The organism is Glaciecola punicea ACAM 611 (assembly GCF_000252165.1).
Lineage (GTDB): Bacteria > Pseudomonadota > Gammaproteobacteria > Enterobacterales > Alteromonadaceae > Glaciecola > Glaciecola punicea.
On the sequence record NZ_BAET01000022.1, the window covers coordinates 56,386 to 80,603 of the forward strand.

General features: G+C 44.7%; 22 protein-coding genes. 8 read left to right on the forward strand and 14 right to left on the reverse strand.

Annotated elements, in window-relative coordinates; translation table 11 throughout:
• Nucleotides 1-27: 27 nt before the first annotated feature.
• Complete coding sequence (locus GPUN_RS09395) at nt 28-609, reverse strand: gamma-glutamylcyclotransferase (protein WP_006006030.1); 582 nt, start codon at nt 607-609, stop codon at nt 28-30.
• A 160-nt stretch (nt 610-769) separates the two neighbouring features.
• On the reverse strand, nt 770-3,229 hold the full coding sequence (locus GPUN_RS09400; protein ID WP_006006032.1) for a TonB-dependent receptor: 2,460 nt from the start codon (nt 3,227-3,229) through the stop codon (nt 770-772).
• Nucleotides 3,230-3,563: 334 nt separating this feature from the next.
• Between GPUN_RS09400 and GPUN_RS09405 the strand changes: the two genes are divergently transcribed.
• The 3 genes from GPUN_RS09405 (at nt 3,564) to msrA (ending at nt 4,990) form a co-directional block, all read left to right on the forward strand.
• Entirely contained in the window at nt 3,564-3,908 is a 345-nt protein-coding gene (locus tag GPUN_RS09405) for a DUF1294 domain-containing protein (protein ID WP_006006034.1), read from the forward strand.
• A gap of 135 nt (nt 3,909-4,043) precedes the next feature.
• Nucleotides 4,044-4,493: a peptide-methionine (R)-S-oxide reductase MsrB gene (gene msrB / locus GPUN_RS09410; RefSeq protein ID WP_006006035.1), complete on the forward strand. Its 450-nt coding sequence runs from the start codon at nt 4,044-4,046 to the stop codon at nt 4,491-4,493.
• Nucleotides 4,493-4,990, forward strand: a complete 498-nt coding sequence (gene msrA, locus GPUN_RS09415; RefSeq protein ID WP_006006036.1) for a peptide-methionine (S)-S-oxide reductase MsrA — start codon at nt 4,493-4,495, stop codon at nt 4,988-4,990. The genes msrB and msrA overlap by 1 nt, the downstream gene beginning before the upstream one ends.
• A 90-nt stretch (nt 4,991-5,080) precedes the next feature.
• Here msrA and dld read toward each other — a convergent pair whose 3' ends face one another.
• From dld to arfB, 6 genes are all read right to left on the reverse strand, one after another.
• Nucleotides 5,081-6,901: a D-lactate dehydrogenase gene (dld, locus tag GPUN_RS09420; protein ID WP_006006037.1), complete on the reverse strand. Its 1,821-nt coding sequence runs from the start codon at nt 6,899-6,901 to the stop codon at nt 5,081-5,083.
• 310 nt (nt 6,902-7,211) lie between these two features.
• Nucleotides 7,212-8,588: an NAD(P)(+) transhydrogenase (Re/Si-specific) subunit beta gene (locus tag GPUN_RS09425; RefSeq protein WP_006006038.1), complete on the reverse strand. Its 1,377-nt coding sequence runs from the start codon at nt 8,586-8,588 to the stop codon at nt 7,212-7,214.
• Nucleotides 8,578-8,871, reverse strand: a complete 294-nt coding sequence (locus tag GPUN_RS09430) for an NAD(P) transhydrogenase subunit alpha part 2 (protein ID WP_006006039.1) — start codon at nt 8,869-8,871, stop codon at nt 8,578-8,580. Before GPUN_RS09430 ends, GPUN_RS09425 begins: the two co-directional genes overlap by 11 nt.
• Complete coding sequence (locus tag GPUN_RS09435; RefSeq protein ID WP_006006040.1) at nt 8,871-10,019, reverse strand: NAD(P) transhydrogenase subunit alpha; 1,149 nt, start codon at nt 10,017-10,019, stop codon at nt 8,871-8,873. The genes GPUN_RS09430 and GPUN_RS09435 overlap by 1 nt, the downstream gene beginning before the upstream one ends.
• 293 nt (nt 10,020-10,312) lie before the next feature.
• Complete coding sequence (locus GPUN_RS09440) at nt 10,313-10,792, reverse strand: CreA family protein (RefSeq protein ID WP_006006041.1); 480 nt, start codon at nt 10,790-10,792, stop codon at nt 10,313-10,315.
• Nucleotides 10,793-10,888: 96 nt separating this feature from the next.
• Nucleotides 10,889-11,302, reverse strand: coding sequence for an alternative ribosome rescue aminoacyl-tRNA hydrolase ArfB (gene arfB, locus GPUN_RS09445; protein ID WP_040520847.1), 414 nt, complete (start codon nt 11,300-11,302; stop codon nt 10,889-10,891).
• 300 nt (nt 11,303-11,602) lie between these two features.
• On the opposite strand from arfB, the gene GPUN_RS09450 reads away from it, so the two are divergent.
• From GPUN_RS09450 to GPUN_RS09460, 3 genes are all read left to right on the forward strand, one after another.
• Nucleotides 11,603-12,529 carry a M14 family metallopeptidase gene (locus tag GPUN_RS09450; RefSeq protein ID WP_006006043.1) on the forward strand — a complete coding sequence of 309 codons (927 nt, stop codon included), beginning with the start codon at nt 11,603-11,605 and terminating at the stop codon, nt 12,527-12,529.
• 37 nt (nt 12,530-12,566) lie between these two features.
• Nucleotides 12,567-12,965: a cytidine deaminase gene (gene cdd, locus GPUN_RS09455; protein WP_006006044.1), complete on the forward strand. Its 399-nt coding sequence runs from the start codon at nt 12,567-12,569 to the stop codon at nt 12,963-12,965.
• Between the two features lie 104 nt (nt 12,966-13,069).
• The gene (locus tag GPUN_RS09460; RefSeq protein ID WP_006006045.1) at nt 13,070-13,312 is read left to right on the forward strand and encodes a hypothetical protein; all 243 of its coding nucleotides are present in this window, start codon (nt 13,070-13,072) and stop codon (nt 13,310-13,312) included.
• Nucleotides 13,313-13,407: 95 nt separating this feature from the next.
• On the opposite strand, the gene GPUN_RS09465 is transcribed toward GPUN_RS09460, so the two are convergent.
• The gene (locus tag GPUN_RS09465) at nt 13,408-14,238 is read right to left on the reverse strand and encodes a LysR family transcriptional regulator (RefSeq protein WP_006006046.1); all 831 of its coding nucleotides are present in this window, start codon (nt 14,236-14,238) and stop codon (nt 13,408-13,410) included.
• A gap of 212 nt (nt 14,239-14,450) precedes the next feature.
• On the opposite strand from GPUN_RS09465, the gene GPUN_RS09470 reads away from it, so the two are divergent.
• Nucleotides 14,451-16,502, forward strand: a complete 2,052-nt coding sequence (locus GPUN_RS09470) for a S9 family peptidase (protein ID WP_006006047.1) — start codon at nt 14,451-14,453, stop codon at nt 16,500-16,502.
• Between the two features lie 142 nt (nt 16,503-16,644).
• Here the strand turns inward: GPUN_RS09470 and GPUN_RS09475 are convergent, their stop codons facing one another.
• Genes GPUN_RS09475 through GPUN_RS14655 form a run of 3 tightly spaced genes read right to left on the reverse strand, consistent with a single transcriptional unit; the run spans nt 16,645 to nt 18,257 of the window.
• Entirely contained in the window at nt 16,645-17,355 is a 711-nt protein-coding gene (locus GPUN_RS09475) for a hypothetical protein (protein WP_006006048.1), read from the reverse strand.
• Nucleotides 17,356-17,388: 33 nt separating this feature from the next.
• Nucleotides 17,389-18,069, reverse strand: a complete 681-nt coding sequence (locus GPUN_RS09480) for an SDR family oxidoreductase (protein WP_006006049.1) — start codon at nt 18,067-18,069, stop codon at nt 17,389-17,391.
• Nucleotides 18,070-18,089: 20 nt separating this feature from the next.
• A complete protein-coding gene (locus GPUN_RS14655; RefSeq protein ID WP_081483943.1) occupies nt 18,090-18,257 on the reverse strand; it encodes a DJ-1/PfpI family protein in 168 nt (55 codons plus the stop codon).
• A 498-nt stretch (nt 18,258-18,755) separates the two neighbouring features.
• Between GPUN_RS14655 and GPUN_RS09485 the strand changes: the two genes are divergently transcribed.
• On the forward strand, nt 18,756-19,604 hold the full coding sequence (locus GPUN_RS09485; RefSeq protein ID WP_006006050.1) for an alpha/beta hydrolase: 849 nt from the start codon (nt 18,756-18,758) through the stop codon (nt 19,602-19,604).
• Here GPUN_RS09485 and GPUN_RS09490 read toward each other — a convergent pair.
• Nucleotides 19,597-21,321, reverse strand: coding sequence for a Mur ligase family protein (locus GPUN_RS09490; protein WP_006006051.1), 1,725 nt, complete (start codon nt 21,319-21,321; stop codon nt 19,597-19,599). The genes GPUN_RS09485 and GPUN_RS09490 overlap by 8 nt on opposite strands.
• Before the next feature lie 31 nt (nt 21,322-21,352).
• Nucleotides 21,353-24,172, reverse strand: a complete 2,820-nt coding sequence (gene cphA, locus GPUN_RS09495; protein WP_006006052.1) for a cyanophycin synthetase — start codon at nt 24,170-24,172, stop codon at nt 21,353-21,355.
• Nucleotides 24,173-24,218: the final 46 nt, after the last annotated feature.

A 24,218-nucleotide genomic window follows, 5' to 3' on the forward strand; every position in this document is an offset into this window, starting at 1 on the left:
TTCAAACACCTAGCGCTTTACTATCTCTTAAAGTGGCTTTGAAAGCTGATTAAGCGCATGCTCTATTTGAAATACATGTTGGTCTATTTCATCGTAATGCCTTAGCGCATCGGCGAGCATGTAAACGTAATCGCGATTAGGCCCGCTAGGCCCCGATGAATCAAAGATTTGCTTAGCAATGTCTTGCGTGCTTGCTTCGCCTAAATATGCTTCATTATCAGGACTTGCAATATACACTAAGCCTTGCACAGTGCGCGTGTCAGCCAAGCTAATGGTTACCTTATGACGTAAGTAGCCATTTTTCTCCCTGTGATCTAAATGATCAAACACGCTTGGGTTAACCTTAAATGCTTTGCCAAAGCATCTGGTATTTTCTATGGATGAAAGTGTAAGCACTCTGCCAGGATGTGCTACGGTGCCTCGATGGTCGTGACTCCCCTGCCAAAAACGGCGCTCAAAGCCACTAATATGCGCGTTTTCGCACTCAATAAACTTAAAATCGACCTTGTAAATAAGCGAACCGTAGCCGAACACCCAAATTTCGTCAAAGTCAGCTAAGTTTTGTCTTTGTTTATTTATCGCCTGTGTATCAAACACTATGCTTGTCATGCTCCTAATTCCGCATTTAGACACGTAACGTTATCATTAGCGAACAAACTTAGACACCTAAGTGCGCGGCAAAATGCGGCCCAATTGAGGAGTTTATTATTGATATATGAAAAAAGGCAGCTCTTTATTGAGCTGCCTTTTTTAAGTGCTGTACCTAGTTTTAGAATGAATATGAAATAGACGCACCAAAGGTTCTAGGTTGATTAGGGTAGCCATTGAAGCTACCGGTTTGAATGGGCGGTGGGAATCCCGATACGAAATATTCATCGTTATTCAAATTACGCACCCAAGCCTGCAGCGAAATACCATTTTCAAAGGTTAGGCCCGCGCTTGCGTTAAAGGTACTGACTTCGCGCGTAATCCTTTCGGGAACGTTATCCACTAATCGGGCTTCACTTTCATATATATAGTCGGTACGAACATAGCCAAAGGCACCGTTGGCGAAATCAAATTCGTATTTGATACCAAGTGTGAAGCTTCGCTCATGAATCCCCGCGGGCATTTTACCTGTTAAATCTACAACGATGGCGCGGTCGTTTTCGTCTACACCAGAAGCGCCCACAAACGAGTCATAGATAGGATCAAGTATAATACCGCCAAAGAGCAAGCTTATGCCGTCAAAGGGTCTGTACACCGAGTCAAATTCGAGACCTGTTGTAGACTGCTGACCCGCATTGGCTAATACAAAGCCGGTGCCCACAAAGGTGCTAGACTGAAAGCCTTCTATTGTTTGGTCGAACAAGGTAATGTTAAACGCGCCTAGTTTAAAGCGTGATTTCATGCCAATTTCGAACACTTCTGACTCTTCTGGACCCGCAAAACGCGTGCCATAGCTCTGATTTTTCTGCAACAGGCCGGCTGTGCTCAAGTCACCTTGGTCTGCCGGGAAGGGGCGAGTATCGCGCGATAGGTTCCACGAGGTGGCTTTAAAGCCCGTCGCGGCGGTAGCAAAGAAGTTGAAGTTTCGGTTTAACTCATAGGCTAAACGTATGCTGTAAGTAGTTTGACTGTCATCGCTTTTACCGTCTTCGATCGCATTGGGGAAATCGAGTTGCTGTGGCAAAAACTGCACTGTTTGCAAGGTCGGTATAAAAATCCCCGTTATACCTGGAACGGAGCCTAAGGGTATGCCAAATACCGTTAAGTCATTTACTAAGTCAATGCTTGACAACACTTCAACATTGTTAGTTATCAACGACACTTCTTTTTGATCGTCGGTGTAGCTTGCGCCAAATGTTGCGGTTACATCTTGGGTAAGCTTATAGTCTAAATTGACGAACAGTGAAAAGGCGTCGTTTTGCTGTAAAAATTCAGAATTAACTGCTAAACCTTCCTGAAAGAATGTGCCGGGGGCTTGATTAAATAAGCTTTCGGCTGTCTCAAATAAAGGTTGCAACCCTAAGACATTAAAAAATGGCCTGGCGCCATTGCCGTAAATTAAAGAGTCACCGGTGTCTACTTCTTCACTGAAGAAAAATGCACCTGCCATCCAGCTAAAATCGTTATCACCCGTTGAGGTTAAGCGCAATTCTTGGGTGAAGGTCTCAATTTCGGTATGGCCCTCTTCGGTCAAAATATCTAAGGAGGTATAGTCAACATCTACCAAATAATTAGCATCGTTGTTGCGCAAAGCGGTAATTGACGTTAACGCAAAGGTATCAAAATCAACGTCTATTTGCATTGAGATACCGCTATCTTCTACCGTGTTGTTTGGGTCTATATTAAGCGCTGACTCAAAAGCGAATGGATCGGCTGTGTCAAGAACCACACCGCCTAATGCACGAACTGCTGCGGTTGTGGGTCCGTTAACTATATCGGCAACGGTACAGCAAGCTTCATCAAGCTCACTGGTGTCGGCTATGAAGCGAATAGTGACATCGTCAGTCGCTTGGAATAGCAATTGAGCGCGTAAATTCCAGCGATCACGATCATTTATATTGCCTAGGCCTACCACCGACTCGGTATAGCCATCGCTTTTATTGATGCCGCCAGACACACTAAACGCTAGGGTATCTGACAAACCACCGGTAAAGTGCCCGCGCAGCAGTGATTGACCATAATTACCAACACCAAACTCAATTTTTGCTTGGTTGTCGAATGATGGCGCGGCTGTGCGCACATTAATAACGCCCGCAGAGGCATTTTTTCCAAATAAGGTGCTTTGAGGACCGCTTAATATTTCCACTTGTTCTAGGCGGGGTAAATCGCCAATTTGCGCTGCTGCGCGTGAGCGATAAACACCGTCTATGAATACGCCCACAGAAGGCTCTATGCCGGTGTTATTAGCACCGTTACCAAATCCGCGAATTGAAAAGTTGGTATTGTAAGAACGCTGCAAAGGCGCAACGCGCAAAGTAGGTACCAAGCTTTGTAGATCTTGTAAATCCAATATGCGCGCTTGTTCTATTTCTTCAGCGCTAGTAACGCTAACGGCAATAGGTGTTTGCTGCAGGCTGGTGGGGCGTTTAGAAGCGGTTACCATTATAACTTCTAAGTCGTCTTCTTGATCTGCAGCGGGTGTTTCTTGTGAAATTGCAGCGGTAGATGATAGCCCTAACGAAAGCGCAATAATTGCTGCTAGGGGAGTGCGACTAAATATAGATGAAGTTTGTTTAAGCATATTTTTCTCGTGTGCCGTGTGTAGCATCGTAAGTGTGGTGAATTCTTTGCCCTATTTTGGGCGCCCTTTTTGCACTATCTGGCTAACTTCTGTGTTGGCAATAGTAGCCTGCAGTATTTAAGCATTTTTACATAAGTGCTCTACCTATGAGAATAGCAAAATTTATTATTAAAAGTAAATTATTTGTTAAGCGAGTGTAAATAAACTTTAGCGCTTCGGCAATAATCGCGATAAGTGTGCCGATCGCTATTTGCTTTATGCAGGGTGCAATTGTAAAGTTACGCGTATGGCATGGCATAACTAATCGTATTTACAAAGAGGGAGCGACTGCAGTATGCAATTCATTTATTTATCGCTTGCACTGTTGCTAGCTTTATTACTCGCCTTCTTTTTAGGCAATCTTCATGAAAGGTTTGTGCTTGGATACTTGGGCCTTAGTGTTATTACTTACTATGCGTATGCGCTCGACAAATCAAGATCTAAAAGGGGTACATGGCGAATACAAGAAAGTACATTGCACTTGCTCTCTTTACTTGGTGGTTGGCCAGGGGCAGCTTTCGCGCAGCAATATTTACGGCACAAGTGCTCGAAAAAGTCGTTTCAAATTACATACTGGGGCACTGTTATTGCTAATCTCGCCTTATTTGTGGGACTTATCTATTATATTAAAGTCAAATAACATGCTGGTTTTATTAAAGTGATTCCGCACATTTTGGTCTGTTCGCTATCTCAAAGCGTAAACCATACAGTCTAGGTCTACTTTTTAGCACAAGCTAGTCCAACATTGCAGACATTTATTAACAAAGAGGAAACTATGGGTAACTATCAAAAGTCGACGCAAGCAATCTCAGCTTTATCACCAGAGCAATATCGAGTGACGCAAGAAAATGGTACCGAGCATCCCGGCACCGGCGAGCTACTTCACAATACCGAAGTGGGAATATATGTTGATGTCGTTTCAGGGGAGCCTTTATTTGCTTCGTCTTCTAAATATGAGTCAGGGTGCGGTTGGCCTAGTTTCACCAAAGCCATAGACCCAGTCAATGTGAATGAAATTACCGATACGTCTTTAGGCATGATGCGCACTGAAGTTCGCTCTTCTCATGGTGATAGTCACCTTGGGCACGTATTTCCTGATGGACCTGCTGACCAAGGCGGTTTGCGCTATTGCATTAATTCAGCCTCACTGCGCTTTGTGCCAAAGGATGAAATGGCTAAGCAAGGCTACGAAGCCTATTTAGATCAAGTGCAGGAGTTATCATAATGGCAAGTGAACGCGCAGTATTAGCCGGCGGCTGTTTTTGGGGCATGCAGGACCTAATTCGCAAGCGAACTGGGGTTCTAGCAACCCGCGTGGGTTATACGGGCGGTGAGGTCGTAAATGCGACTTACCGCAATCATGGAACGCACGCCGAAGGCATTGAAATTGAATTTGACAATGACGTCACGAGCTACCGTGAAATTTTAGAATTTTTCTTTCAAATACACGATCCGAGCACTAAAAACAGGCAGGGCAACGACCTTGGAGTGTCTTATCGCTCCGCTATTTACTTTGTGTCGCAAACGCAAAAAGATGAGGCACTTAACACGATTGCCGACGTTGACGCCTCAGGTATATGGCCGGGTAAAGTAGTTACAGAAGTAGAGCCTGTTGGCGATTTTTGGGAAGCTGAGCCAGAGCATCAGGATTATTTGGAAACGCGTCCTAACGGATATACCTGCCACTTTCCAAGACCAAACTGGAGCCTACCTAAACGATAAAGACAAGTGTAGAGCGCATTGGCCTGTGCTTTGCAGCTTCTAATTACTCGCTTAAGTAAGCAAAACATGCCATTAGCAGACATGTTCGCGTTATAAGCAGCAATTACAGTTACGCTGATTTTTGTCCATTTTGCCTATACCTGGATTGAAAGTGTTGCTGGGATCGAGCTCTTTATAAAAGTCTCTCAAGGGGTCATCAGCTTTATATAAGTGGCCAACATTATGCTCTGCTGGATACTTAGCGCCGCGCTGGTCTAGCTGGGCTAGCATCAGCTTCTTAACATGGTGGGCATTAGCACCTTTCTTTAAAATATAGTCCTGATGGAAAACATGGCAAAAAAAATGGCCGTAATAGAGCTTCTTTTCAATGTGCTGTTCGATGTCTGGCGAAAATATTTCCACCCAGTCGCTCTCGTTGCGTTTAAGCGCAATGTCTAAAGCCAAAATGTCACCCACGTCTTTGCTGTGCATGGTGTGATATCTGATGGCGGCGCCAGCGGCGGCAAAACGGTGTAAATAAGCGCGGTTAGCTTCTGTAGTCGTGCATTCGAAAAAACCGCCTGACTGTTTGTTGTCAAAGTAGTTTTGTAATATTGTTTTGCCTTTTGCAACTGACGACCCACTAAGCTTCATAATCAAATGGTGCTCGTATTGCTGCCTATATTGGAGCATTCGTTTAGGTAAATGTTGAGGGAATAATCGACTAAATCCCTGTAGTAAACGATCGCTCAAATATTCAGGTAGCCATGTTTTTTTATTCAGGTAGGCATCTACAGCGCCCTTCATCGATAACATTTTAGGTAAACGCTTTGTGCCTAAATACAGTACGCTTAGAAAGGTGTCTTTTCCATATTTTTGCGCAACATCGAACATATCTCGATGCATATATTCACCCATTTCAGGCAGGTCATCTAGCTTAGATAACAGTAAGCGCCTAAGTTGATATAAGTCGCCCGGATCGTTGGTGCCGATATAAAAACTGGCCTGTTTTTCTGCTACCGGATAAGTATCTACCCGCACCGCGAATACGGCAACTTTTCCGGCGCAGCCGCTTGATTCATACAATCTTCGAGGATCAGCGTTAAAGCGACTGGGTGTGTCTGCATCAATATCTTTTACGCGTGCCTGATACAGTGTGTCACTGGCTTTGCGCTGACCTTGGCCAAGCCCTTGTGTGGCGAAGCTGCCGTCACTTAAGGTTTGAATTATAGCGTCTGGGTTGTTACCAAGATCTATACCCAAGTGGTTCACTAAGATCAGTTCCCCGTGTTTATCAATTTGCGCATATACCGATAATTCGGTGTAGGCGGGTCCTCTTTTAACCAAAGCGCCACCAGAATTATTGGCGATACCGCCTACAATTGACGCACCTAAGGAAGAAGACCCAATAACAGAATGTGGCGCCCTGTTAATTTTTATAAGTTCGCTTTGCAGCTGATACAGTGTGGCCCCCGGCATGCCGATAGCTTGAGCACCCTCATTAATGATGTGTAAGGCATTAAGAAAGCGTGTATTAATAATTACAACGGGTCGGTCGTAGTTGTTGCCACTAGGTGTTGAGCCTTCGGTTAAACCGGTATTAGCGGCCTGCATGACAATAATTAGATTATGACTGACCGCAATTTTTAAGGATCCCCAAAGCTGAATCAATGTTTGCGGGAACAGCACGGCAAGTGCGCTTCCTTCGCCAGATCGCCAGCCCGTGCGATAATGTGCATTCTTGCTTGGGTCAGCACTGATATTTTTAGCGCTTAAGACCCTTTCAAAAGCGCTAAGAATGTCTAAATGAGACTTAGCGTCAACGCCAAATTTTGGCTGGCGTATACCCGTTTCAAATACAACATCTAGCTCACATGGCGCAGCTGTCTTGTTTGCGCTCGAAGAAGTGTTACTTTCGATTGTTTCATTCATTATCTTTTGCCCTTGTATGTACATGTATTTGTTCATAGTAGTGCAGTTTAAGCAGAGCCTTTATTGAAAGACCCGGCCCGCAATATTTAACGTGTCCATGCTCTTACCTTTTAAGCTATTTTTTAAATTATTTGTTACAGCTTAGTAGGTTTTAAGGATAAGAAAAAGAGATAAAACAGCCATCACTTTTGCCAAAAAGCCTATAATCGTACGCTGATCATAGGCTAAATAGAAAACATTATGCTGTAAGCCATCAATAGTACAGTGGTAGCGGCGACTATTTCTGTCGCCATATTACACATCAATATTATTAGTCAGCAAACTGCCGAATGATGGCGTTAATAGAGTCTTTTGCATCGCCAAATATCATGCTGGCGTTGTCTTTAAAGAAAAGCGGGTTGTCTATACCCGCAAAACCTGAGGCCATACCGCGCTTCATAATAAACACGTTTTTGGCGAGATCGGCATTTATAACAGGCATGCCGTAAATCGGGCTTTCTTTAATTTCTCTAGCGGCTGGATTCACCACGTCGTTTGCGCCAATAACAATGGCTACATCGTAGTTTTCCATACGCGGATTCACTTCGTCCATTTCAAGCAATAGTTCGTATGGGACATCAGCTTCGGCCAGCAGTACGTTCATGTGACCTGGCATGCGCCCTGCTACAGGGTGAATGCCATAAACAACTTCTGCGCCGTTTCCTTCCAATAGAGATTGCAGCTCTTTCATGGCATGCTGAGCTTGTGCCACCGCCATTCCATAACCGGGGATCACAATGACCGACTGCGCAGCTTCCAATACATAATAAGCATCTTCACAGGAAATAGCTTTCACTTCGCCTTCAATTTTAGTGCTAACGCTAGACACTTCTTTAAAGCCAGAAAAAAGCACGTTTGTTAACGAACGATTCATTGCTTTACACATTATACTGGTCAAAATGATACCGCTTGCACCCACTAAAGCACCTGCCACAATAAGCAAGTTGTTATTTAGTGCTATACCGGCAGCACACGCCGCTAAACCTGAATAGCTATTGAGCAGTGAGATGACCACGGGCATGTCTGCGCCGCCAATAGGCAGTACAAGCATCACACCTAGCGCTAAACACAATATTACAAATACGAACACCAAAAACGTCATCTGCGGTACAAAAGATATTCCCACCGCAAATAAAACGATAGCTAACACCAGCAGCGAGTTAGCTATAGCTTGGCCTTTAAACACCATTGCTTTGGTCTGAATAATATTACCAAGCTTGCCGCTTAACTTTGCCCAAGCCACTAAACTGCCGGTAAACGTTACCCCACCAATTGCAATGGCTATTAATAATATTACCACTATATACGTTGCTAATGAGCCACCTACCACCATGGCAAAGGCCACCGCTAAACTAGCCAAGCCGCCAATACCGTTGAGCAATGAGACCAGTTCAGGCATAGACGTTAAGGCGATTTTTCTTGCCACTACCGCGCCCACAATACTGCCCGCGGCTAGGGCAATAAGAATCCATTGGTAGCTAACTATCTGCTGGTCAATTAAGGTGATGCAAATGGCCACCAGCATGCCCACAGCAGACAACAAGTTCCCTCGGCGTGCGGTGCTAGGATGGCTGAGTAATTTTAGGCCAATGATAAACAGTGCGGCGCTTATTAGATAAACCACATTAATTATGAATTCATTTTGCATTGCGGTCTCCTTTTCCTTTGAACATAGACAGCATACGATCAGTCACCATGTAGCCGCCAACCACGTTTATAGTGGCCAAAAATACCGCCAATACGCCAAAAAACTTGGCTAGACCGCCCATGTCATTGCCGGCAAATACAAATGCCCCAATTACCGTAATGCCTGAAACCGCATTTGCGCCCGACATTAAAGGCGTGTGCAAGGTAGCAGGCACCTTGCGTATAAGCTCAAAGCCTAAAAATATAGCGAGTAGTAACACCATGGCTAACGAAATAAAAGACATTACGCGGTCTCCTTTGTATATTGTGATTTCAAAATAGGGTTAATAACTTCACCGTTATAGGTGACTAAAGCAGACTTTAAAACATCGTTTTGCGCATCAACAGTAAATAACGACGTTTCGGTGTTATACATATCTTGTACCAAGGCCATTAAGTTATTGGCATACATTTGACTGGCATCTAATGCCACTTCGCCTGCCCAATCGCCGTCTCCCACTATTTTTACCGCTTTGTATATTATGGTTTCACCAGCGACAGAGGCCTCAACATTGCCGCCGTCTAGCGCAGCCATATCGACAATGACGGAGCCAGGTTTCATACGCAATATAACATCGTTTGAAATTAACAATGGGGGCTTGCGGCCAAACAACTGAGCGGTGGTTATCACAATGTCAGAATCGGCAATGCAGTCGGCCTGTGCCTGCTGCTGTAAAGTTAACTGTTCTTCGCTTAAGGCTTTAGCGTAGCCTTGGTCGGTCGACTCAGTCACACCTAAATCAATATTCAAAAACTTAGCGCCCAACGATTGAACTTGCTGAGCGCACTCTGGGCGGGTGTCATAGGCAATGACATTGGCACCCATGCGTTTAGCGGTCGCAATGGCCTGTAGTCCGGCAACGCCAACCCCAATAATAAACACTTTGGCTGGCTTGAGGGTACCTGCCGGCGTCATCATCATGGGTAAGGTTTTGTGCAAATTAGACATGGCTTTTAGGACCATGACATAACCCGCTAAACTAGCTTGCGAGCTTAAGGCATCCATTTTTTGGCAGCGCGTACTACGGGGAATTAGTTCCATACTAATGCAAGAGCGCTTGTTATCTAAAAGAGAGGTTATTTTGTCAGGGCTGTTGAAAGGGTCAAAAAAACTAATGCTGCAGCAAGACTGTGGTGTTTGTGCTAACTCTTCAAGGGCAAGCGGCCTGACCGATAGCACTGCATGGGCTGTTGACAGGGCAGCGCTGCGGTCGGTGAAAATTTCAGCACCAGCGTCAATGTAGTGCTGGTCTGTAAAGCCTAAGGTGTCGCCTATTTGGCTTTCTACCTGAACAGTCGCCCCAAGGCGCTTATAAATCTTAACGTTATCGGGAAGTAAAGCGCAGCGCTTTTCCAAGTGATAAGGTTCTTTCACGAACACGAGTACGCTCATAGCAATTCCTTAAATTTAAGCAGTGTTTATCACGCCAGCCTGTTTGACTAGTGCAGTTATTCTCGGTCGTTAGGTATATGCCTTTTTAAAAAGGTCTCTTTTTTATACTTCACTCCACTAAATAAGATAGCGTGATTTATCATTTGTGAATATAACGTAAATAGCAGTTGATAACATTTTTATAGTGTGGTTTTGTGAATTGATTACCTTAAAGTGTATTGCTTAGTGAACATCAGCTTACTTGCAAATCTAAATATTTCGAAAGACTAACTCGTTTTATTATATTTTGCGCGCTAATGGGCTGGCGTGTCAAATTTAGTGTAAGCGCCTGTGCCCCATAAAGGCACAGTTGACAAGCTATGCTTATAACTGCCGGTTGTTTCTTTAGTCGAATACGAGACGTACATTAGTGTTTGAGACCTTGGGTCAAAGATGCGTCTAACTTTCATGTTTTTGAAAAATATACTCTTTGATTTTTTGAACACGACTTCTCCTGATGCGCTTTTATCTATCTTGGCTATCATTTCTGCGCTGATGTTACCGGTTTGTCTACACGAAATTGAGCTGTCGGAAGGATCGGCTAAGTCTAAGTTCGCTTCTATACTGGCAATATGGCAGGTGACGCCGCTCACAATAGGATCTGTAAGTGAGTCAATTTTTATGTCTTTGGTAGTGAATACACCAAGCGAGACGTCGCCTACTTCGCTATCGCTACAGGCGCTCAACAAAAGCACAGTTACGCTAAATGCTAAGGTCGTGACTAATTTGTTCATTGGGTTTACTCCTTGTTTAAAGCTTGCTTACTGTGGTAGGAAAGCCTCATATAAACTTGGGATGGAATTAGATTTTTTGGGCGCTAGGAGGCTTTGTTAAAAGTCTACTTTACCGCGCAAGCTTTTGGTAGCACCACTTTTCTTTTTGCTTTCAATGCGTTTTCTTTTTGCGTTTAGCGAAGGTCTAGTGGCTTTTCTCGACTTAACTTCTTTCGTGGCTGATATTACCAGCATCCGCAAACGCTTAAGTGCATCTTCTCGATTTTTCTCCTGCGTTCTAAACGACTGCGCCTTTATTATCAGCACGCCTTCTTTGCTAATACGGTTATCGTTCAAGGCTAACAGTTTTTGTTTATAATGGTCAGGTAGTTGCGACGCATTAATATCGAAGCGTAAATGTATAGCGCTCGACACTTTGTTCACATTCTGTCCGCCACTGCCCATAGCCCTTATTGCAGACAGTTCGACTTCACTGTCTTCTATGACTATATTTTCAGTTATTTTCAACATCGTTTGCATGAGTGTGGTATTTTCATTTAGGCTAGCATATAAAAATCTCCAATTTATACTAATTTTCAAGGCATTTGGCCGTCACTTAATTACTTATTAAGTGAAATAAGCTGTTAAAACGAGCGATGCCAATAACGATGCCAATAATAGTGCAGACTAATAGTTAGCACGAACTGAATTTGCATACTTTGTATGCCAAACTGATCCTATAATGCTATAAAAACATTAAATGCAGCTGCACGCTGACCTTGCTTAACCACATAATAGCTTAAAACGATAACCCAAAATGCGAGATTTTTTATGCAAGATTACCCAATAGGCAGAACCGACATCCCTTGGAATGAAGATGAAAAAGACGAATGGCTAGAGTCGCAAACTATACAGCGAAGCTATGCTGATGAAGTACTCAGTAAATTTATCCGTATTAGCAAAGATTTCAAAAAGAACCACTACGGTGTTCTCCCCATAGACGCCAGCCGCTATCCACTATATGCATTTACCACCTCAAAGTGGGATGTCAACAAGCCCAATGTGCTGATAACCGGTGGCGTACACGGTTATGAAACGAGTGGTGTGCAAGGGGCTATCGAGTTTTTAATACATCATGCGCCTCGTTATTCGAGGCATTTCAATTTCATTGTTGCGCCGTGTGTATCGCCTTGGGGCTACGAAACCGTGAATAGATGGACTACTAACGCCTACGATCCAAATCGTTCTTTTGCGCCAATTAGTTTTTCAGCCGAAGCGCAACTGCTTATGGACTTTGTTAAGGGTTTTATAAGCTCAGAAGCGAAGGCGCTGCTGGCACACTTCGATTTACATGAAACTACCGACACTGACAACTCTGAATTTAGACCAGCCTTAGCCGCCCGCGACGGTTTACATATAGATAAATGGCAAATACCAGACGGTTTTTATACTGTTGCAGACACCAAAAAGCCGCAGTTGTCATTTCAACAAGCAATAATAGCGTCGGTCGAAAAAGTCACTCACATTGCACCTAGCGATGACGAAGGCAGAATAATTGGCGCAAAGATAATCTCTACCGGCGTAATTTGTTACGATAAATCGTCACTATTACTGTGTGGTGGCTTCACCGATGCTGAATATGTAACCACTACTGAAGTGTATCCTGACAGCCCAAATGCGACGCCACAAAGCTGTATTGAAGCACAGGTTGCGGCCATTACCGGCGGCTTAGATTTTCTTTTATCGCATGCAAAGTAAGTCATCATTCATCAACCGCAAGGCACACCTTAGTACCATGGAAACATCAGATATCAAAACGCAGTTAAAAGAGCTTCTGAAAAAAGCCTACAGTCCTTATTCAGCGGTGAAAGTAGCCGCCGCAGTTAAGTATGAAGTTGACGGAGAAAGCCGGATTGCCTATGGTGTTAACGTTGAAAATGTGTCTTACGGTTTAACGGTTTGTGCCGAGCGCTCGGCTATATCAAATGCCATTTTAAACGGTATGGCCAAGGTTACCGCGGTTTACGTTATGTCTAATCAAGCATCCCCCATTTCACCCTGTGGCGCGTGTCGACAAGTGCTTAGCGAATTCATGGACAGTCCTGATGGGCCGGTCGAATGTGTGAACGAAAGCCTTGATAAAACATGGCGAAGCACCTTGGGTGAATTGCTACCAAACCGTTTTGAGTTGTGATTAGGCTGAACAATTATTTTGTTCGTCAGGTCAATTTTATTTTGCTGTTCAATATTATACTTTAGCGATATGTTGCGGCCTCAACAATCCACAACGAGCACTAAATGAACAAATTATTGACAGGACTTTCTTGCGCAACACTTTTACTGTCAAGCGCACTAGCATTTGCTAATCAAGACCTTCCAGAAGCAGACCTTGAACTTTTACTTAATTTTAAAGATTATTGCCAAGAAGTAGCTGACGATGATGGCACCGGCGATTTATCCTTACAAGCGTTCTTGCTAGTATGCGTCAATGAAGAACTAGCGGCTGAAGGTTACCAAGCAATTACAAACTTACCTGAATAGTAGAAATTCAAGGGGTCACAAGGCAAAGGGGTCAGGTTTAGTGAGCGAATTTTTTGAAGAATAGTGGCTAACTGAACCTGACCTCTTTATCTTTTTTACTTAAAAGCCGCTTCAAAGTGAGCCACCAGTGACGTCACCAGCGGATGGTGATTACTTTTCAATACAAGCAAATAGCAAGGCAGTGTATCAAATGCCTCTGGCACTATTTGAATCAAATCCTTCTCTTTCATCAATGCCTTTGCATAAGCTTCAGGTAACAATATTGAACCGTTATTTTGCGCCAAATGACACACAGCAAGATCTAAGGCGTTGGTTTTCCAAACACTATTTTTAGCAGACGGATAGGCGCTGAAAAAGCGGCTTGAAATATCATTCCCCCAGTCTATATGTATATAGGTATCAGCATCAAATACGGCGGCGGCGCAGGCACTATATAAGTACATAGGCTGTCTAAAGAGCAGGACGCTTTCGATATAGCTAGACTTCACAGTTTCGGTAGAAAAGGCTAAATCAATACTTTGTTCGTGTAATTGCCTAGAAATGAGTTCTAAGTTGAAGATGTCAGCACGCAATATCAACTGATTATACTTTGACTTTATTTGGGCCAATGCTGACGAAAATATAAGTTTTGCAGCATTTGGCGTGGCTGCACAGGCCAAGTGTGCAAGGTTTTCTTGTGCCAGCGCAATGCGAGCTTGTTTAATTGTTTCAGCTAATTGAATAGCAAACGGGAGCAGTTTTTCGCCAGCAGGCGTAAGGTGTATATTGTTACGGTGGCGAATAAATAAGCTAACATTAAAATATTCTTCAACTTGCTTGATGCGAGCACTCACCGCCGCTGGGGTTAAATGCAGATTCTCGGCGGCCTTACCAAAATGTCGCGTGTGCGAAACTTCTATAAACGTAACTAAAAATCGTATGTCCACCAATGTTATCCATATTAATGCCCAATATTTACTGCATGGATTGTACAAGGTATGAAAAATAGTGCACGCGCATTGTTTACACGGATTAACATCTAGGCTGTTGAATAGTGTCAGGACATTGTTTATTCTTTGTTAATTGTTAAGCTAGACCCTGCATTGAATAAATTAGCTTAACAATTAACAACGATAATAAAACGACGGAGATTGACTTTATGCGAAACAACCCTTTTAAGGCGACTTTACTCGCTGTGGCCATGGCTACTGTAAGTGCAGGCGTAAAAGCGGACACCTTTGAAATTGAGCATTTACCTAAAGTACAGCACGCTGCTAACATTACCGTTTCGAGTGACGGAGAACTCACCGCTTATACCCTTGGGGCTCCACGCGATATACTTGCCGGTGACAAAGACGGTAGAGCCGATACTCACTTATATATCATGCGTGAAAATGGTGAACCGATTCAATTTATTGGCACCCAAGGCAGCATTTCAGGCCTGCAGTTCAGCCCTGATAAAAGCACGATTTATTTTAAAAGCAAACGCGATGGTGACGAAAATACCTCGCTATATTCAATATCTTTAGCCGGTGGTGAAGCACAAAAACGCTTCGAATATGAGACTAGCATTGGCGATTACCGCGTAAGCAACGACGGTAGCACCCTGCATTTTGTGGCGACCGAAAAAGACACGAGAAAAGATTTTAAAGACAAAGGTTTCGACGCAGTCGTATATGAAGAAGACCAACGCCTCGCTTCGCTTTGGTCAGTTAGTCTTAACGACAAAGACGCTAAGTCGGTCAAAGTATTTGACGGTGGGCATGTGTCTGACTTTGAAGTGTCAGCAAACGAAAAGACACTCGTGGCAGCAGTCGCACCGACTAATTTGGTCGATGATTCACTGATGCTCACAGATCTATTTTTCCTAGATATTGCCACGGGTGAAGTTAAATCACGCATCGATATCCCCGGTAAACTTGGCGCATTTGAGCTATCTGACAATGGCGAACATCTTGCCTTCTTAGCGGGTACTGACATACACGACTCGTCAAACGGGGTGCTGATGGTGGCAGAATCAAATAGCGACAGCTTCATGCAATTAACCAAAGACGCACCTCAGCATATAATGGACATTGACTGGCTAGGTAAAGATATTTTAGCGGTCGCGCACAGAGGTGTTGAAAGTGCATTAGTAGTATACGAGACAAACGGCGATGAAAAACGCACTCTTAAAACCCCTAACAACATCGTAGTAAGAAGCGTTGACATTGGCGATGGCCAGATACGCTTTATTGCTGACAGCGCCGAGCATCCTCGCGAAGTTTTCAGTATAAAGCGCAATAAAGTGGTGAAACTTAGCCACCATAATGCCTGGATTGACGAATTAGAACTGGCTCCTCAGACTACTCATACCTACACAGCCCGCGATGGCCGGCCAATTGAAGGCTTGTTAATTACGCCAAACGGCACCGCGCCAGAAGGTGGTTGGCCACTGATTCTAACCGTACACGGCGGCCCTGAAGCACACTATAGCGACGGTTGGATAACACGCTATTCAGACGGCGGCCAGTTTGCAGCAGCCGACGGCTACGCGGTATTTTACCCCAACTATCGTGGTTCAACTGGGCGCGGCGTGGCGTTTGCTAAAGAGCATCAAGACGACTACGCCGGCAAAGAGTTTAACGACTTAGTTGACGGCGTTGATGCACTTGTTGCAGACGGCGTTGTCAACAAAGATAGAGTTGGCATTACTGGCGGTTCTTACGGCGGCTATGCGGCAATGTGGGGAGCCACTTCGCAAAGCGAGCATTTTGCGGCAGCGGTAGCGTTTGTGGGTATTTCGAATCAGATATCAAAGTTTGGTACCAGCGACATTCCAAATGAAATGCATCTAGTGCACTCGTTAAAGTGGCCATGGGAAGACAACTGGATGAACTTGCTTGAGCGCTCACCCATTTATCATGCAGGTAAAAGCACCACGCCTACCTTAATAATGCATGGCGAAAAAGACACGCGCGTGCATCCAAGTCAGTCAATGGAACTCTACAGGGCCATGAAAGTGCGTACACAAACACCCGTGCGCTTAGTCTTCTACCCAAATGAAGGGCATGGCAATCGCAATGCAGCCGCGCAATACGACTATTCACTGCGGTTTATGCGCTGGATGGATACGTACTTAGCGCAAGATGCAACACGCAGTGACCCAATGCCGCCAACCGACTTAGATCTCGCTGATAAGCTTGAGCCTGAGAAGGATGACGCTGAGTAAACATTAATACTGACCCTTTTCTTATATTCGAATTCGTCCTGAACAGAAACTAACAGCTTGCGTTAGTTTCTGTTCAGGACTAAAACACACCCGGCGTTAAGAAAAATAACAGTGTGCTAATAACTTCTACCCCGCCTAGTATTTACGTGTGATCTGGCATATTGTCCGGATCATATTCTGCGCACTGCGCTATTTGCGCCACGCTAATATTCAGCTTCACTGATTTGGTGTCCCAGCGGATACTGTCTATATGCTTGCACGCTACCAGTACCTTTTTTGTTTCTGGTAGCCAGTCGCCCGTATCAACCACTAGATATTTTAGTGACCAGTTGTAGCTGTCCCAGATGAAGTCTTCAAGTTGGGCGCTGTCGGCGCTGTCAATATGGATGTCGTACTCCAGGACTTCTTGGGCAGACCTTAGATGATTGTTTTTTTCACGGTCATCTTGTTCAATTTCAGTGTGCACAATGGTGCCGGGTGCTGTTAGGGCGCCCGGGTATAAATAATCTCCCCAAAGGTCCATACCAGTCCAATAGTAACCGTAGCCAAAGTATTCATAGTACTGTTTTTCAAAGCCACGAGAAACGGTGTCTTGGTCTTCCACTTTTGGACTATCTTTTACTTTCTCCATAGTCATCGACACCGCTAGCTCTTCATCTTCTTTATTAAAGTCGCGCAGGGAAATAGGGCTAAGCAGTACTTTTTGACTAAGTGGCATCCAGCGCGATGTGTCCACTACTAAAAAGCGCACCGTCCAGTTTTGATCGTCAAAATAAACATCTTTTATATGCCCGAGTTCGCCGTCGCTGGCTTTTATTCGGCTTGAATTGAGTTGGTCTGAGCTAATTAACATATCCTTCTCCTTTGTGTCAAAGATGCCAAAGTGTCACTGCGTAGGCATTAAACATACTTCGCGTATACTACACCTTGGGTCTGCTGAAATTGCATATAATACAGCGTCGGCCACATCCGACGGGTCTAGCTTTTCGGGCTTGGCTTCATCAAAAAATGGTGTGTTGACCACGCCTGGGCATATTGTTGTGCAGCGTCCCTCCCACTGCGCCATTTCTGCCGCTAAATTTTGCCCAAAGCCGTAGGCAAACCATTTCGTTGCACCATATACTGAACCTTTTAAACTTATTTTTCCGGCAATAGAGCTTGTAATGATGAAATGACCTTTGGTTTCTTTAAGTAACGCAAGGCTTGCTTTAGCGGTGTATAACAAGGCGTTAATGTTCACGTCTGTCATTGTCTTCCATTCATCTATATCGCCATTTTCAATCCCTGGTGTGTTAATGCCCGTGCCAGCGTTAGCAAAGACAACATCAATGCGGCCGAATTTTTGCTTGGCTTTTTCTACCACGCGTTCTATCTCGGCGAATTTTGACGCATCGGCTTGTACCGCTAAGACTTTGTCTTCACCCCAGCGCTTTACAATTTTTTCCAGTTTATCGAGGCTACGAGCGGTTATTACAGCCTTGTGGCCTGCACTTACCACCTTATCTACCGTTGCTGCGCCAATGCCGCTTGAGGCACCGGTGATGATTATTACCTTTTCATTTTCCATTGTTTTTTTCCTTATAACGTTTAGCTAATAAGTTTTTGCGCTATCGCGTCTATAAAATTAGGGATGTCGTCAGGATTGCGGCTGGTGACTATTTTACCGTCAATCACCACCGATCCATCTTTGTAGCTTGCACTCGCGTTTTTACTGCCGGTGCTAATACTAGGGTAAGAGCGCTTGCTAACGTATATAAAGTATCATTCAATAACTCCCTATTATTAAGGGCCTATTGGCATTAGCCGGCTAATACAACTAACCTACAAAATGCGTGCCGTTTATTATATTGGTTTATCGCAGATCCCACGCAGATGATATGGCGCGTGCTAGCAGGCCCTGTTGAACTGATAGACAGTCTGGGTAAGTTTATAGACAGTCTAGGTAATCTTGTGTGGAGAACTTAAATTTAGGCCATCTTTTACAGTGGTGTGAATAATTTACACGTTGAAATTGACTATCTACTGCAGAGTCTGGCGATTTTCTATCCTTCCAATTTACAGTGCTATACATTTTTTGAACGTTTTATGTGTTTATGTCTCAACTGTGGATGGTTTTGTAAAAGTTGACTATTAATAGTTGAGCCATTATGTCGGTCAATTTATTGCACTAATCTTGCAATATTGTATAAATAGCAATAGTGACAGCACAGTACAGCACACCACAGCAATAACACTACAAAGAGAAATAACACCATGATTAAAGCTTTTACCTCAATAACCCTTACAGCGTTCCTGTTTTCCTGTACTCCTTTGCAGTTTGCATTAGTGAATGCGCCCTTGATAAGTTATGAGGGGGAAATAGTAAAAGACGTTTCTTATGGCGAGCATCAGCGCCAAGCCTTAGATATTTATATCCCTAAAGTTGAGAAAGAGAACTTTCCTGTAGTGGTGTTTTTTCACGGTGGTCGCTGGACTGAAGGTTCTAAAGAACAGTACAAGTTCGTGGGAATGACATTGTCTAACATGGGGTATGTCGTTGTGCTGCCCAATACGCGCCTTTACCCCGAGGTAAAATTTCCTGTCTTTGCGCAAGACGCAGCCAAATCGCTTGCATGGGTCTATGACAATATTAGTCAGTATAAGGGCAACCAAAATTTGTTTGTTTCTGGTCATTCATCGGGCGCTCATCTAGGGGCGCTAATCGTTGCGGATGAGTCATTCTTAGGTGCTTATCAGCTTTCGCCTGGCATTGTTAATGCGTTTGCTGGTATTTCTGGGCCTTATGATTTTGTCCCACAAGCGCCCGATGTAAGAGATATCTTCGGACCACCTGAAAACTTCCCCAATTTAGTTGTGACCAATTTTATTGATGGTGACGAACCACCGATGCTATTACTTTACACTGGTGAAGACGAAACAGTGCATATTAGAAATTTAGAAAAACTTAAAGCTGGAATAGAGGAGGCAGGCGGCATTGTTGAAACGATTATTTACGAAGATGGCGGACACGCGGCTTCTGTAGCGGCGTTTAGCTGGGCAAATCTTTCAGATTTGCCTGTTCCTAAAGACATAGATGATTTCTTCATGAGACATCTTAGGTAGAGAAAGTTGAGCCCGTTAAGTAAGTATGCACTTGCTCTCGCTTAGCTAGCACAAACAGCAGCAGGAGGTCGCCTGGCTTGGCGTTTTGCACCGCTAATTTAACGCCCGCTATAGGATCGATGGTTTCGAATATAGAGGCACTCGCTACGCCTTTGTTTAGTAAGTGAGACTTAACTAAGGCTGATACCTCGCCCATTTCTCGCCCGCGCAGGTATTCTTCAATTTCTGCAAGTATGTAAGTGTCGGGCTGTAAACCGAACACGGCGTTGGCCACGTCGTAAATTTCTGTGTTTGAGCGATCTCCGGCGTTGCTAAACAACACCGTAATGCGACCTTCTTTAGGCAAGTCATTGGCCATGTTTTGCGCCATATCCATAACGGCCTGCATGCTGTGCGCGTTATGGGCAAAATCAACAACTACGGTGGCACCTTTGACGTGGTATATATTACCGCGTCCGGGGTTGTCACTTGGGTTTTGTCCAAAGCGCATAAGGCCCGTATGGATCGCACTAGTGCTAATCCCCATTATTTTACATAAGCCTACTACGCCAAGCGCATTTTCTATGTTGTGCTTGGCGGTGCCAGAGACAGTCATTGGAATTTCGTCTATTTGCGCGATGACCTCAGTGCTGCTATAGCTATAGATAATTTGATTATTGTCGACATATACACAGGGCCGCTGCTGCTGAATTTGCGCCAATATTATGGGGTTGTCAGCGTGCATACTAAACCAACAAATAGGGGCTACAGCATCTTTTAAAAAAAACTCAGGCGCGAATTTGACCAGCCTTTTGTCGTCGGCGTTTAGTACAATGAAGTCGCCAGCGCCTTTAATAGCTTTGGCAACCATTAGTTTAACGTGTGCAATTTCATCTATCGTATTTATGCCGTACTGACCCAAATGATCGCCGGCTACATTGGTCACTAAAGATGCGGTGGCGAGATTAACCGGTAAACCGCGGCGCAATAAACCGCCGCGAGCAACTTCTAAAAAAGCAATTTCTGTGCGGGTATCACGTAACAACATTCGCGCTCCGCCTGGGCCTGAATAATCGCCATCATCAATAATAGTGTCACCCACTTTAATGAAGTCCGTTGAGGTTACCCCTGCCTGCATACCAGCGGCTTTTGCAATTTGAGCGGCTAATCTTACACTGGTTGATTTGCCATTAGTGCCTGTAATTAAAGCCAGTGGCACTTGAGCGTATTGCTCCCAGTCTACCTCGCTAGCATCCGGGAAGTCGTCTATTGACCACGTTTGAGAACCCGTACCTGAGCCTAAACTTACTTCGTCATCGTCGCTTAAACACAAAACGCCGTGTTGACGGGCAGCGTTAAGTAAAATAATTAGTTTGGGATTTGCCTCTTCTTTAATCGCTTCTTGCAAAATTAAGAGCCGTTCATCTTTTAAGGCGTTTTGTTCGCCCTTAAGTTCATCAACGCAGCAGTCCCAGGCTAACTCTAATACGTCGCAGGCGCTATATAGCAAGTCCATGGGAGCACTTAATGACATACTCGCGCCGCCTTCATATAGTCGGTGAAAGTACTGCTCTTGCCAGCCAAGAGAGCTAAGACAGTAATCAAGTTGTTTTTGCCAACAAATAATTACTTCTTGCTGGCTTATACCTTCAATAAATACGTCGGCAATGGTGCCAGGGTAATCCGATAACAAGTTGGGACCCGTAAGGCGGCGCACTTCGTCTAAACTTAACTGCATGTTCGGCACTATCCTTCTACTTCACTTTTACTCAGTCAGAATCTTCATCGCGGTCAACCACTATGTGCACGCCGCGCTCGTCTTGCACTAATCGAGAGCCCTCTTGAAGTTCAAATTTATGCTCAACATACTCAAACAGTTTTTCGGGGAAATCTTGCGATGGCTTCTCGCCCTCCAATATCGTTTTGTCGCCGTCTTCATTGAAATGCACAATTTGTTTCCAGCAGCGCGTGATGTTGTCGCCTAATACGACTAGCAGGTCTCCTGATTGACAGCTAGTTAAGCCCGCATCAATCGCGTCCACCTCACTTGGAATTACCTGTATGTTGGCTTCATCAACGCCCGCTGCCATCAGCGTCGCTTTGAGAAGTTGGGGGACTTCGTCAACGCCACGGCCGCGGCGATCGTCGTCTGCTTTACACACGAAGGTATCAAAGGTATCGGCAACCGCACTTGCAGCATCAATAATATCTTCGTCACGTCTATCCCCAGGCATCGCGATGACTAAACGGCGCTTGCCTTTTACGTCTAAGCGTCCGGCTAAACCAGTAATGCCCCTAATTGCTGCAGGGTTGTGGGCGTAGTCTAAGATCACTTTGAAAGGATACTCATCAAATATGTTCAATCGGCCAGGCGCTTGGTAGAATGAGGTGTTGAATATACGAAGACCTTGGCGAATGTCTTCTAGCGATGTGTCAAAACTGTAGGCCATGGCCGTGGCAAACATAGCGTTTTGCACATTATGCAAGGCTTTGCCTTCAATAGTGGCTGGGATTAGATGCGTCCACAATAGCGGGATATGAGCGCCTTTATCATAAATGGTGATCATGTCGCCGTTTATGCCTTTTTCCAATACAACCGCCATACCGCCTTGGCGTATATGCTGGCGCACCAACCCGTGACCTGGGTCCATGGTGATATAACAAATTTGTTTAGCGCTGCAAAATTCTGCCATCTGTAAGCAGTCGATGTCGTCGGCGTTGAGGACTACACAGTCTTGAGCGACTTCCACCACTACTCGTTTTATTTGTGCAAGCTGTTCTAAAGTGTCTATGCCGCGCTGGCCTAAATGATCGGCAGAAATGTTTAAACAAGCGCCTACATTACATGTAGTGTAGCCTAAACCACGTTTTATAATGCCCCCGCGTGCGGTTTCTAAAATGGCAAAGTCTACGCTTGGGTCGCGCAGTACTATTTGGGCTGAAGTGGGGCCGGTCATGTCGCCTTTCACGGTCAAATGGCCGTCTATATAAACACCGTCGGTGGAGGTCATGCCGGTGGTATAGCCTGCACTCTTCATAATACTGGCTAGCATACGAGAGGTGGTTGTTTTACCGTTTGTGCCTGTGATTGCGGCTACTGGAATGCGTGAGTTTGTGCCTGGGGGAAATAACATATCAATAACTTTACCCGCGACATCACGAGGCTTACCTTCACTCGGTGCTACGTGCATTCTAAAACCTGGCGCGGCATTACACTCACAAATGCCGCCGCCAATTTCTTTATAAGATTTACTAATATCGTCGGTCAGAAAGTCTACTCCACCTATATCAAGTCCAATGGCGCGAATAGCGCGAATGGCCATGTCGCGATTGTCAGGGTGGACCACGTCGGTGACGTCTATGGCAGTGCCTCCGGTAGAAAGATTTGCCGTTGAACGTAAGTAAAATGCTTCACCATTGGGTAATACGCTTTCTTTAGTATGGCCGGCTTCTTCCATTAAACGGCTTGCCTGACTGTCTAGCTCTAGGCGTGTTAATACCTTTTCATGCCCAACACCGCGCCTTGTATCTTGGTTTACAATATTAATAAGCTGCTCAATCGTACTTACGCCGTCACCCTTTACGTGTCCGGGAACGCGTTTAGCCACTGCTACTAATTCGTTATTGACCACCAGCATTCTGTGGTCATATCCGGTTATGAAGCTTTCAAGCAAAACGGCGCGGCCAGTGCCGTATTTTAAAGCTTCCTGAAAGGCAGTAACAATCTCTTCATCGGTAGTTAAATTAATACTCACTCCGCGCCCGTGATTGGCGTTTAATGGCTTTACCACTACGGGGTAGCCGATTCTTTTGGCCGCTCGAACGGCTTGACGTTCATCATAGACCATCATCTGCTTGGGCACGGGTAAGCCTAGATCATTCAATAAATTGTGCGTATCTTCTTTGTCGCAGGAAATTTCTACCGCAATATGCTTAGTTTCGCTGGTAATGGTTGCTTGAATTCGCTGCTGATATTTACCGTGGCCAAACTGCACTAAACTGTAGTTGTTTAACCGCAACCAAGGTATGTCTCGCGCTTGGGCTGCGTTAACGAGTGACGCCGTACTAGGACCAAACTCTTTACGCTGTGCCATTTTGATGAAGTCGGTAAGCTCTTGGCTAAAGTCGAAGTCGTCTTCTATTTTGGCGTTTATGGTTTTTTGGATATGTTCAGGCATTAAATGATTGAGTAGTTTAAGCCCTAATGCGCCTGCTTCAAGTCCAACGTCTTGCTGCTGATACTGATACACTACATAGTAAGTGCCTTTTTCGGCTAGGCTACGCGTGCGTCCAAAGGTAACTGCTACACCTGCGAGGTTTTGTAACTCAATGGCAACATGCTCCCATATATGTCCAACCCAAGTGCCTTCATCTTCGCGCAGGCGGCGCAAGAACCCGCCTGTTTCGCCGTACGAGCAGCCATGGCTTTGCAAAGAAGGGATAGTTTTCACTAAGCCCTCAATAAAGTCATGACCAAGCTTGACTGAAGGCCAGTTTTCTAACTCGCCTAAATCTATTTGATAACAAATGACGGGGAAGTTGGCATATACATTTGGCCCGACATATACATTGCGACTTAGAATTTTCATTGAGACGGAATCCCTTTGCTAATTTTACAATTTATTATTTTTATGC